This window comes from Psychromonas sp. KJ10-5 (genome assembly GCF_055808325.1).
The window spans coordinates 2521353-2534068 of the sequence record NZ_CM147864.1; the positions used below are offsets into that span (position 1 = coordinate 2521353).

The window sequence follows — 12716 nt, forward strand, 5'->3', positions numbered from 1 at the left end:
CTAGAGACTAATCGTCGGATACAATGATTAACTGCGATTAACCAATCAATACTCGATAAATCCCTAAAAACCAACACAAACAACTGCAGGCTGAAGCCAGCGCCCCTTAAAAGATGTGTCGTCAATTGATATATAAATAACGATAGACTCAGATATAGTCGAATTTTAAACATAAAAAAACCCTGTCGATGTTAGTCAACAAGGTTCGTTTAAAGAAGCGCTTGGCGATGGAAAGTCGTCGCAGCGCTCCTCCACTCGTGGGCCATCGCTGTCGCGGATCCACCAGGGCACGCGGAGCTTAGCCCGCTCATAAACCGATACTGGCGTATCATTCGCCCCTAGCTATCACACATAAGGCCAGCCACTACGTGGCACTTTATTTACCCCATGCTCAAGTCGCTATAAAACCAACAGCTAATAACGAAAAAATCCCTGCTGACATAGTCAACAGGGATTGTTCGAATTAGGCGCTTGGCGATGACCTACTTTCACATGGGGAGACCCCACACTATCATCGGCGCAGCTGCGTTTCACTTCTGAGTTCGGCAAGGGATCAGGTGGTACCACAGCGCTATGGCCGCCAAGCATAAAATTTAATTAGGAAAATGACAGTCTAATGTTCTTTATTTGTTCTATATAATCGTCGCAGTTATGTAAATACGCTATCACAAGCGTTATATTTTAACGTCTTCTTTGACTCTCTTGGTTAACAGCAACACTACTTAGGTGTTGTATGGTTAAGCCTCACGGGTAATTAGTACAAGTTAGCTCAATACGTTACCGCACTTACACACCTTGCCTATCAACGTTGTAGTCTCCAACGGCCCTTTAGGGAACTTAAAGTTCCAGTGAGAACTCATCTTGAGGCTCGCTTCCCGCTTAGATGCTTTCAGCGGTTATCGATTCCGAACGTAGCTACCGGGCAATGCTATTGGCATAACAACCCGAACACCAGCGGTTCGTCCACTCCGGTCCTCTCGTACTAGGAGCAGCTCCTCTCAATTCTCAAACGCCCACGGCAGATAGGGACCGAACTGTCTCACGACGTTCTAAACCCAGCTCGCGTACCACTTTAAATGGCGAACAGCCATACCCTTGGGACCGACTTCAGCCCCAGGATGTGATGAGCCGACATCGAGGTGCCAAACACCGCCGTCGATATGAACTCTTGGGCGGTATCAGCCTGTTATCCCCGGAGTACCTTTTATCCGTTGAGCGATGGCCCTTCCATTCAGAACCACCGGATCACTATGACCTACTTTCGTACCTGCTCGACGTGTCTGTCTCGCAGTTAAGCTGGCTTATACCATTGTACTAACCTCACGATGTCCGACCGTGATTAGCCAACCTTCGTACTCCTCCGTTACTCTTTGGGAGGAGACCGCCCCAGTCAAACTACCCACCAAACAGTGTCCCAAACCCCGATTCAGGGGCCATGGTTAGAACTCAAAACATACAAGGGTGGTATTTCAAGGTTGGCTCCACCGCATCTGGCGACGCGGTTTCAAAGCCTCCCACCTATCCTACACATGTAGGCTCTAAGTTCACTGCTAAGCTATAGTAAAGGTTCACGGGGTCTTTCCGTCTAGCCGCGGGTACACAGCATCTTCACTGCGATTTCAACTTCACTGAGTCTCGGGTGGAGACAGCATGGCCATCATTACGCCATTCGTGCAGGTCGGAACTTACCCGACAAGGAATTTCGCTACCTTAGGACCGTTATAGTTACGGCCGCCGTTTACCGGGGCTTCGATCAATAGCTTCGACCTAAGTCTAACCACATCAATTAACCTTCCGGCACCGGGCAGGCGTCACACCCTATACGTCATCTTACGATTTAGCAGAGTGCTGTGTTTTTAATAAACAGTTGCAGCCATCTGGTATCTTCGGCCCCCAACAGCTTAGAGAGCAAGTCTCATCACCGTCAAGGGCGTACCTTCTCCCGAAGTTACGGTACCATTTTGCCTAGTTCCTTCACCCGAGTTCTCTCAAGCGCCTTGGTATTCTCTACCTGACCACCTGTGTCGGTTTGGGGTACGATCCTTATATTCCTGAAGCTTAGAGACTTTTCCTGGAAGTATGGCATCAATGACTTCACTACCTTGGTAGCTCGACATCGAGTCTCAGCGTTAATAGAAATCCGGATTTACCTAAATCTCCCGCCTACACTCTTGAACCTGGACAACCATCGCCAGGCCCACCTAGCCTTCTCCGTCCTCCCATCGCAAAATATAAGGGTACGGGAATATTAACCCGTTTCCCATCGACTACGCCTTTCGGCCTCGCCTTAGGGGTCGACTCACCCTGCCCCGATTAACGTTGGACAGGAACCCTTGGTCTTCCGGCGGGGAGGTTTTTCACCCCCCTTATCGTTACTCATGTCAACATTCGCACTTCTGATACCTCCAGGATGGTTTACACCTTTCCCTTCGACGGCTTACAGAACGCTCCTCTACCACGCGTATAAATACGCGTCCGCAGCTTCGGTGATATGTTTAGCCCCGTTAAATCTTCCGCGCAGGCCGACTCGACTAGTGAGCTATTACGCTTTCTTTAAAAGATGGCTGCTTCTAAGCCAACTTCCTAGCTGTCTAAGCCTTCCCACATCGTTTCCCACTTAACATATACTTTGGGACCTTAGCTGGCGGTCTGGGTTGTTTCCCTTTCCACGACGGACGTTAGCACCCGCCGTGTGTCTCCCATGATTGCACTTGTTGGTATTCGGAGTTTGCAAAGGGTTGGTAAGTCGGGATGACCCCCTAGCCTTAACAGTGCTCTACCCCCAACAGTGATACATGAGGCGCTACCTAAATAGCTTTCGAGGAGAACCAGCTATCTCTTGGTTTGATTGGCCTTTCACCCCCAGCCACAAGTCATCCCCTAATTTTTCAACATTAGTGGGTTCGGTCCTCCAATTGATGTTACTCAATCTTCAACCTGCTCATGGCTAGATCACCAAGTTTCGGGTCTAATCCCAGCAACTATTCGCCCAGTTAAGACTCGGTTTCCCTACGGCTCCCCTAAATGGTTAACCTTGCTACTGAAATTAAGTCGTTGACCCATTATACAAAAGGTACGCAGTCACGGAATAAATCCGCTCCTACTGCTTGTACGTACACGGTTTCAGGTTCTATTTCACTCCCCTCACAGGGGTTCTTTTCGCCTTTCCCTCACGGTACTGGTTCACTATCGGTCAATTAGGAGTATTTAGCCTTGGAGGATGGTCCCCCCATATTCAATCAGGATTTCTCGTGTCCCGACTTACTCGTTTTCACTGTAAAGAAGTTTTTGTGTACGGGACTATCACCCTGTACCGTGGCACTTTCCAGAGCCTTCCACTAACTTTTAAACAGCTTAAGGGCTGTTCCGATTTCGCTCGCCGCTACTTTCGGAATCTCGGTTGATTTCTTTTCCTAAGGGTACTTAGATGTTTCAGTTCCCCTCGTTTGCTTCGCTATGCTATGTATTCACATAACGATGACACTAAGTGCCGGGTTGCCCCATTCGGAAATTCCAGGATATAACGCTTGTTATCAACTCCCCTGGACTTATCGCAGATTACCACGTCCTTCATCGCCTCTAATTGCCTAGGCATCCACCGTGCACGCTTATTCACTTAACCATACAACACCTAAGAAGTGTCATTAAGCAATTTATATGATGTTAAAAACATCCTAAATTGCATAAATACGCAACTGGGTTGCTGTATGTTGTTTCCAAGACGCTTGCGACTCTCATATTTACATATGAAAAACGTTTACGTTTTTCGTGCACCTAACACTCAGAAGAGTGTGTAGATACGTACTCATTACATTTGCATGTAATGTGCATTTTATTTTTGCTTGATTACAATATTAAAACCGAAGTTTTAATATTGAGAACTCGTTTAATTCATCGTAATGAATTAAACATTTCGTTTTATTTATCACACCAATCAACACTAAGTGTCATTGTTTTTGTGCGATAAATAAGAACATTTATCAGCTTTCCTAATTGTTAAAGAGCAGACTTTTTCGTTAAAAAAAGCCTTAGATAAATAGTGTAACTTATCTAAGGCTTCTATCATGTTGGTCACATCAAACTTGAAACAAGATGAAGTGGTGGAGCTATGCGGGATCGAACCGCAGACCTCCTGCGTGCAAGGCAGGCGCTCTCCCAGCTGAGCTATAGCCCCAACATGGTATAGATAGTTTTTTATTTGTTACCAAATCATGCTAATACAAGGCATAAAGTAAGGACGTTTAGTTCACTAAACGACGCGCTTTATAACGCAGTAGTAGTGTGATTTTGGTGGGTCTGGGCAGATTCGAACTGCCGACCTCACCCTTATCAGGGGTGCGCTCTAACCAACTGAGCTACAGACCCAATTTTTAGTTCTATTTAATTGTTGGAGACCAACTAATTAACAGAGCCAAGATAAAAGGTCTATCTATTCTCTTTTACATTTCAATCAAACAATCTGTGTGGGCACTCATTATTACTTGCGCCAATGTACCTAAGTACAAAGGATGTGTTTCTTTACGTAAGGAGGTGATCCAGCCCCAGGTTCCCCTAGGGCTACCTTGTTACGACTTCACCCCAGTCATGAACCACACCGTGGTCATCGCCATCCCGAAGGTTAAGCTAATGACTTCTGGTGCAGCCCACTCCCATGGTGTGACGGGCGGTGTGTACAAGGCCCGGGAACGTATTCACCGTGGCATTCTGATCCACGATTACTAGCGATTCCAACTTCACGGAGTCGAGTTGCAGACTCCGATCCGGACTACGACAAACTTTAGGAGATTCGCATACCATCGCTGGTTAGCAGCCCTTTGTATTTGCCATTGTAGCACGTGTGTAGCCCATCCCGTAAGGGCCATGATGACTTGACGTCGTCCCCACCTTCCTCCGGTTTATCACCGGCAGTGTCCCTAGAGTTCCCGGCATAACCCGCTGGCAAATAAGGATAAGGGTTGCGCTCGTTGCGGGACTTAACCCAACATTTCACAACACGAGCTGACGACAGCCATGCAGCACCTGTCTCAGAGTTCCCGAAGGCACTCATCTATCTCTAGGTGATTCTCTGGATGTCAAGGGATGGTAAGGTTCTTCGCGTTGCATCGAATTAAACCACATGCTCCACCGCTTGTGCGGGCCCCCGTCAATTCATTTGAGTTTTAACCTTGCGGCCGTACTCCCCAGGCGGTCTATTTAATGCGTTAGCTTTGAATCCCACGGCATATAGCCACAAAATTCTAATAGACATCGTTTACTGCGTGGACTACCGGGGTATCTAATCCCGTTTGCTCCCCACGCCTTCGCGCCTCAGCGTCAGTCTTTGTCCAGGTGGCCGCCTTCGCCACTGGTATTCCTTCAGATCTCTACGCATTTCACCGCTACACCTGAAATTCTACCACCCTCTACAAAACTCTAGTTAACCAGTTTCAAATGCAGTTCCAAGGTTGAGCCCTGGGATTTCACATCTGACTTAATTAACCGCCTACGCGCGCTTTACGCCCAGTAATTCCGATTAACGCTCGCACCCTCCGTATTACCGCGGCTGCTGGCACGGAGTTAGCCGGTGCTTCTTCTGCGAGTAACGTCACAGCTGCACTCTATTAAAGTACAACCTTTCCTCCTCGCTGAAAGTGCTTTACAACCCGAAAGCCTTCTTCACACACGCGGCATGGCTGCATCAGGCTTGCGCCCATTGTGCAATATTCCCCACTGCTGCCTCCCGTAGGAGTCTGGACCGTGTCTCAGTTCCAGTGTGGCTGGTCATCCTCTAAGACCAACTAGGGATCGTCGCCTTGGTAAGCCATTACCTTACCAACTAGCTAATCCCACTTGGGCTACTCTTATGGCGTGAGGCCCGAAGGTCCCCCACTTTGATCCGGAGATGTTATGCGGTATTAGCAGTCGTTTCCAACTGTTGTCCCCCACCATAAGGCATATTCCCAAGCATTACTCACCCGTCCGCCACTCGTCAGCAAAGTAGCAAGCTACTTTCTGTTACCGTTCGACTTGCATGTGTTAAGCCTGCCGCCAGCGTTCAATCTGAGCCATGATCAAACTCTTCAATTTAAAGTTTAATTTGCAACCTAAGTTGCGACTCAATATTACTGACTAAAACTATGTACCTAAGTACAATGTTATTCTGAATTAATGAATTAATTCGTGTGTCACTTCTATTGATGTTGCCTAACAAGTAGGACTTTGATTTTTTGAAATCACATCAACAATAAGTGCTCACACAGATTGTTTGATTAAATTGTTAAAGAGCGTGCCTTTCGGCTAGGCGGCATATATTACGCGCCTTTCAAACAATGTCAAGGTCTTTTATTTAATGTTTTCAAAAAGATAATTAATCTTTTTAAAACATGAAAAATTGCCATTCGGCAAAACTTAATTTCAAACCTAAGTTTGAATCGTTAACCTTATTTTGTTCTCAAACTCGCTGGGTAACTTGCGTTCCGTCCCGTGTCTGTGGGTGCGCATTATAGGGATTAAGATCTCATTGGCAAGCGTTTTATTACGATTATTTGCAATTAATTTTTATACTGTTCTTGGGCACAAGTTACACACAAATATGTGCAACTTATCCACAGAGTTATTAAATACTTTCAACAACTGCCGTCAAATCATCAAAAATGGCTGTTGCTAAAGTTTCACCTTCTTCTGTTATTGCTTTACCAGTACGTACCAAGTAGTTAGTTTTCACTCCAGCTGCAATACCAGCTTGAATATCTGACACCTTATCTCCTACTAAAATTGAGTTTTCAACATCTATACTTAAATCGTCAATAGCGTTACTCAACATACCAGGCTTTGGTTTACGGCATTCACAATCTATTTTGAATTCGCCGATACCAGCTTCACTATGATGTGGGCAATAATAGATACCATCTAAATCAACACCACGATCAGCCATCGACCAATCCATCCATTCGGTTAATGTGTGAAATTGCTCTTCCGAGAAGTAACCGCGTGCAATACCAGATTGGTTTGTAACAACAACTAGTAGGTAACCTTTTTTCTTTAATGCAATACATGCTTCGATTGCACCTTCTAGAAACTCAAAGTCATCACTTTCTGACACATAGCCATTATCTTTGTTGATAACACCATCTCTATCTAAAAATACTGCTGGTTTTGATTTACTCATTTGCACTTCTCTATTTCAGGGCTGTTTAATAATGTTATTATGCCATTCATTATTATTCCCTACTATTAATAAAGAGTAACGGCCATGAATAGACTACTTATACTTACATTACTTATCCTAATCGCAGGTTGTAGTGATTACCAACTGCACTCTAATGTTGATAAAGAGAATTTTGAAACCTACTTCAAACCTTCTAAAGTGACCGTTTATAATAAGGATCAATTATTAGATCTTGAATATACTGTGTTGGGTGCAGTTGAAGGGAGTAGTTGTCAGATTGATGAAATCGACTTGCCAGCCAGTGAATCAGAAGCGCGTACAGAAGCTCGTATTAATGCCGCTGATATGAATGCAAATGGTGTTATTTTCCAATCTTGTATTAATTTTGAACGTGATGAAAGCTGTGTTAGTAATGTTATTTGTTACGGCAGAGCATTAGATGTTGAAGAACCAACCAATGGTTAATGTACAACATACTATTATAGGGAAGGTACATTCTCCTTATAAAGAGAAATTTGCTGTTCCAAGGCAACCTGGATTGGTTCCCAGCGCAAAGGCTGAATTAGAGATCTTACCGCCCTTTAATGATATTAATGCATTTAATGGTTTAGATGAATTTAGTCATTTATGGCTTATTTTCACTTTTCATAAAAACCTTTGCCCTGATTCCGAATCTGCGAATTCATGGAGCCCTATGGTACGACCTCCACGTTTAGGTGGTAATAAACGCGTCGGTGTATTTGCGACCCGCAGCCCTAACCGACCTAACCCGATAGGTTTATCATTAGTGAGGTTTCATGGGCTAATCCAACGTGAAGGTAAGTTATTTCTTTCTTTAAGTAATATCGACCTTGTTGATGGAACCCCCATTATCGATATCAAACCTTACTTGCCTTATGCAGATGCTAAACCTGATGCAGCGGCTGGATTTGCACAAACAACGCCTAGCTCGCCACTGATTATCACTTTTAGTGAGCAGTCTCTATCTCAGCTGGCTGATCTGCCTGCTGAATATCAAATGCTAAAGCAATTTATCATTGAAGTATTACAACAAGATCCAAGGCCTGCTTATAAAAAATCAAAAGTAGATACTAAGGTTTATGCAATGCACCTCTCCGATTTTAATATCAAGTGGCAATGCGAGTTTGATAAGATCAATGTATTATCGATTGATAACATTTAAACTTCCTGTCCTTTATGTTGGCTTGGTCTTTGATAAAAGATAACCTATCAATGCACCAGATAAAGCTCCAAAAAGATGGCTTTCATAAGATATATTCGGTGAGCTTGGCAACACACCGAATACCAATCCACCATAGATAACCAAAACTAAGATAGAGATTAACAGATCACGAAAATGGCGTTGTTTGATGCCGTACACGATTAAATATCCCCACATTGCGTAAACAACACCACTCATGCCAATATGAATACTTGCCGCCCGTCCAAATAACCAAACTAAACTACCCGTCATTAATATAGATAATACGAACACCAACCAGAAGCGCTTTAGACTATGCAGTCCAATCAAGCATGAAAAAATAACAAAGGGAAAGAAGTTGCTGGCTAGATGAGCCCAATCACCATGTAAAAAAGGAGCAAAGATAATCCCTGTTAAATGGTTTAGTTCTCTTGGTGCAATGCCATAACGGTTGATCTGGAAAACGGTATTTAACAGTAACAATACGACACAACATAACATGATCACTAAGCTGTGTTTGACAGGTTTAAAATAGCTTTGCATATTAACTCCTTTGGCTAGAGTTATAAAACTAACCAAAATTTATAAAAAAACACAATATTATTTACTTAAATCAACTAACAATGCTTTAGTCCACAGCAATCGACTGCTAAAATCAGCCAACTTAATATTCGTTATACGATAGATAACTATCAACAAGGATCACCATGCGCACTACCAATTATTTATTATCCACTCAAAAAGAAGCACCAAGTGATGCAGTAATTGCCAGCCACCAGCTGATGTTACGCGCAGGGATGATTCGAAAACTTGCCTCGGGTTTATATACCTGGTTACCCACTGGTTTACGTGTTTTACGTAAAGTTGAACGTATTGTACGTGAGGAGATGGAACGAGCGGGTTCTATTGAAATATCAATGCCTGTTGTACAGCCAGCTGACTTATGGCAAGAATCTGGCCGTTGGGATAAATTCGGCGGTGAATTATTACGCATTAAAGATCGCCACAACCGTGATTTTGTTTTAGGGCCAACTCACGAAGAAGTGATCACTGAGTTAGTACGTAAGGAAGTGAATAGCTATAAGCAGTTACCACTTAACCTATTCCAAATTCAAACTAAATTCCGTGATGAGACTCGTCCTCGCTTTGGTGTGATGCGTACTCGTGAATTTATTATGAAAGATGCTTACACTTTCCACCTTGACCAAGAATGTTTAGAAAAGACTTATCAAACTATGTTTGATGCTTACTGCCGTATCTTTGATCGTTTAGGTTTAGAGTACCGTGCTGTAATTGCAGATACGGGTAGCATCGGCGGAAGTGCGTCACATGAATTTCACGTATTAGCACAAAGCGGTGAAGATGCGATTGTTTTCTCTGATCAAAGTGACTATGCAGCAAACATTGAAAAAGCAGAAGCTCTTGGCCCACAGGTTGAACTAGCAGCTGCAACCGCTGAGATGGAATTAGTAGACACGCCTAATGCAAAAACCATTGCTGAACTTGTTTCTGAACATAACATTGCGATTGAAAAAACAGTTAAAACATTAATAGTTAAAGCTTCTGAAGAGAGTGAATCGGATTTAATCGCACTGATTATTCGTGGAGACCATGAGCTGAATGAGATAAAAGCAGAGCACCTAGCTGAAGTAGCTTCTCCTTTAACATTTGCCCATGAGTCTGAAATCCGTGAATTGGTTAAAGCTGGTCCTGGCTCTTTAGGTCCTGTATCACTGCCTATGCCATTTATTGTGGACCGCAGTGTTGCCGTGATGAGTGATTTTTCTGCTGGCGCTAACATTGATAACAAACACTACTTCAATATTAACTGGAACCGTGATGTAAATTTAGGCCAAGTTGCAGATTTACGTAATGTTGTTGAAGGCGATCTAAGCCCATGTGGTAAAGGTACCTTATCAATTGCACGCGGCATTGAAGTTGGTCATATCTTCCAGTTAGGTGATACTTATGCGCAAGCAATGAATGCAGCAGTATTAAACCAGCAGGGTAAAAACCAAGTAATGACCATGGGTTGTTACGGTGTAGGTATTTCACGTATTGTTGCAGCAGCTATTGAGCAAAACAATGATAAAAACGGCATTATCTGGAATGATGTGATTGCGCCTTTCACTGTTGTGATTGTGCCAATGAACATGAAAAAGTCACATCGCGTTGCAGAGTTAGCAGAGCAATACTATGCAGAATTACAAGCAGCTGGCATTGAAGTATTGTTAGATGACCGTAAAGAACGCCCGGGTATCATGTTTGCTGATGCTGAGTTAATTGGTATTCCACATACACTAGTGATTGGCGATCGTAGTATTGATAACGGTGTTATCGAATATAAAAACCGTGCTTCTGGTGAGAAAGAAGAAGTTAAGATTGAAGAAGCCATTGCTTTCATTAAAGCAAAATTAGCTTAATCATCATCTAGTCTAATACCTGACCATTAAAAACCACGCTTTTTAGCGTGGTTTTTTTATATCTCATTTTTCCTCTTTATCCTGATAAACTTATTGAAAAATTTGTAGAGTACACAGCGAATGTTAGACAATAAATATCAACTCAATACTGAAGATTTATTAAACGATGATTTTTCACCAGAGATTCATAACTTCTGGCTGCAACATGCCACAACACATACATTTGATAGTGAGCATGAGGGTAGCATTCATACTGTACATATTAAGACCGGCAACTCACAAGCCATTGTTATTTGCCAAGGTCGAAATGAATCAGTGTTTAAATACAAAGAGCTCGCTTTTGATCTAAGCAAACAAGGCTACGATATTTTTTTAATTGATCATCGTGGGCAAGGGCTATCAAGTCGATTAGGCGGAGACCTGCATAGGGGGCATGTTCATGAGTTTGAACATTATGTCGCGGATTTGCGTTATTTTGTTAACTCATTATCATTACAAGAACACTATCAATCATGCTTTTTACTGGCTCACTCTATGGGTTCTGCAATTAGCGCCTTGTATTTACAAGAACAATCACATCCCTTTCACAAAGTGGTTTTTTGTAGCCCAATGTTTTCCATTAATACTGGAAAAATACCAATTTGGGCAGCTAAACTCATTAGCTTTATATGTGATGCTGCATATAGTTTATTTAATGAACTAGCATGTTATGCGCCCAAGGTAGGTGAATACCAAAAGGGGATATTCGAACAAAATGAATTAACATCAAGTGAAAAACGCTTTAATGCCATATTCACTGTTTTTGAACAAGTGGTAGAAACTCAACTAGGCGGGCCAACTATGCGCTGGGTGAATAGAAGTTTATACGCCACAGAAAAAGCAGTAAAAAATGCCACAAAGATAAATATCCCCGTATTATTAATTCAAGCAGGCGCAGATACTATTGTCACTAAAAAAGGCCAACAGCAATTTCTCGCCAATCGTAGTCATTGTGAAGAAAGCCAACTGTTATGGGTAGAAGGTGCAAAGCATGAAATATTATTGGAACAAGATCAATATAGAATACCTGCGCTCAATCAAACATTAGATTTCTTTAAATCCGCTCAACAAGGTAAGTCAACATGTATAAAATAGCCATTTCAGATCTAGATGGAACATTACTTGGTCCAGACCACCAAGTATCAAGTGAAACTAAAGCAGTTATTAAACAATGGAAGCAAAGTGGTAAGAAATTTGTCATTGCAACCGGCCGTCATTATATAGAAGCTAAAAAAATCCAAGATACCTTAGGTGAGCCAATTCCTCTCATCACCTCTAATGGCGCACGTGTTCATGACCAAGATGGCAAGATTGTTCTAAAACAAAACCTACCTGACGATATCGCAACGGCAATCTGTGAGATGGACTTTGATCCAACAGTACAAGTAAACTTATTTACTGATCAACAATGGTACGCAAATTTTTCTCTACAAGCATTAATGGGGATGAGTATCGATAGTCACTTTATGTGCCAAGAGGTGGATTTAAAGACCCTTGATCAATCCAATACCATTAAAATATTCTTTTGGGGAGAAAGAGATAAACTCAACCAAATTTATAATCAATTAAGTGACGCTTTCTCAGACAGAGTTAACCTTACCTTTTCTCTTGATAAATGTTTAGAAGTGATGGGAGCGAAAACCAATAAAGGTGCCGCAGTTGAAACTGTTTTACAATCAATGGGATTCACAGCAGATCAAGGTATTGCTTTTGGTGATGGGATGAACGATGTTGAAATGCTACAAAGTATTGGTACGCCGATATTAATGGCGAACTCACAAAAAGACCTATTGAATTCTCTGCCTAATGCAGAAGTTACTAAATCCTCGAAAGAGCATGGTGTGGCAGTAAAACTTGCCGCGATCTTAACGCTAGCTAATACTATTTAACACAATAAAAAAGCCGA

The 12716-nt window shown here is 42.7% G+C and carries 7 protein-coding genes, 2 tRNA genes and 3 rRNA genes; 5 read left to right on the plus strand and 7 right to left on the minus strand.

The features are described 5' to 3' along the window. Positions 1-469: 469 nt before the first annotated feature. From rrf to gmhB, 6 genes are all read right to left on the minus strand, one after another. Positions 470-585 (minus strand): 5S ribosomal RNA (rrf, locus tag AC0L3W_RS11085). A 148-nt stretch (positions 586-733) separates the two neighbouring features. After that, positions 734-3622, minus strand: a 23S ribosomal RNA gene (locus AC0L3W_RS11090). A 476-nt stretch (positions 3623-4098) separates the two neighbouring features. Then, positions 4099-4174: transfer RNA gene (locus AC0L3W_RS11095), tRNA-Ala, on the minus strand. A gap of 114 nt (positions 4175-4288) precedes the next feature. Continuing rightward, a tRNA-Ile gene (locus AC0L3W_RS11100) sits at positions 4289-4365 on the minus strand. Between the two features lie 158 nt (positions 4366-4523). Next, a 16S ribosomal RNA gene (locus tag AC0L3W_RS11105) occupies positions 4524-6066 on the minus strand. Together the 16S, 23S and 5S rRNA genes with 2 tRNA genes alongside form the textbook arrangement of a ribosomal RNA operon. Positions 6067-6595: 529 nt before the next feature. Next, on the minus strand, positions 6596-7147 hold the full coding sequence (gene gmhB, locus AC0L3W_RS11110; protein WP_409438878.1) for a D-glycero-beta-D-manno-heptose 1,7-bisphosphate 7-phosphatase: 552 nt from the start codon (positions 7145-7147) through the stop codon (positions 6596-6598). An 84-nt stretch (positions 7148-7231) separates the two neighbouring features. Here gmhB and rcsF point away from each other — a divergent pair, with 84 nt between their 5' ends. Continuing rightward, positions 7232-7612, plus strand: coding sequence for an Rcs stress response system protein RcsF (gene rcsF, locus AC0L3W_RS11115; RefSeq protein ID WP_409438877.1), 381 nt, complete (start codon positions 7232-7234; stop codon positions 7610-7612). Then, positions 7587-8330 carry a tRNA (N6-threonylcarbamoyladenosine(37)-N6)-methyltransferase TrmO gene (tsaA, locus tag AC0L3W_RS11120; protein WP_409438876.1) on the plus strand — a complete coding sequence of 248 codons (744 nt, stop codon included), beginning with the start codon at positions 7587-7589 and terminating at the stop codon, positions 8328-8330. Before rcsF ends, tsaA begins: the two co-directional genes overlap by 26 nt. Before the next feature lie 12 nt (positions 8331-8342). Here the strand turns inward: tsaA and AC0L3W_RS11125 are convergent, their stop codons facing one another. Next, the gene (locus AC0L3W_RS11125) at positions 8343-8891 is read right to left on the minus strand and encodes a rhomboid family intramembrane serine protease (protein WP_290039382.1); all 549 of its coding nucleotides are present in this window, start codon (positions 8889-8891) and stop codon (positions 8343-8345) included. A 164-nt stretch (positions 8892-9055) separates the two neighbouring features. Between AC0L3W_RS11125 and AC0L3W_RS11130 the strand changes: the two genes are divergently transcribed. The 3 genes from AC0L3W_RS11130 to AC0L3W_RS11140 all read left to right on the plus strand — a co-directional run bounded on the left by AC0L3W_RS11130 (position 9056) and on the right by AC0L3W_RS11140 (position 12699). After that, complete coding sequence (locus AC0L3W_RS11130; protein ID WP_290039383.1) at positions 9056-10771, plus strand: proline--tRNA ligase; 1716 nt, start codon at positions 9056-9058, stop codon at positions 10769-10771. 120 nt (positions 10772-10891) lie between these two features. Then, entirely contained in the window at positions 10892-11905 is a 1014-nt protein-coding gene (locus AC0L3W_RS11135) for an alpha/beta fold hydrolase (protein ID WP_409438875.1), read from the plus strand. Next, entirely contained in the window at positions 11893-12699 is an 807-nt protein-coding gene (locus AC0L3W_RS11140; RefSeq protein WP_409438874.1) for a Cof-type HAD-IIB family hydrolase, read from the plus strand. Before AC0L3W_RS11135 ends, AC0L3W_RS11140 begins: the two co-directional genes overlap by 13 nt. Positions 12700-12716: the final 17 nt, after the last annotated feature.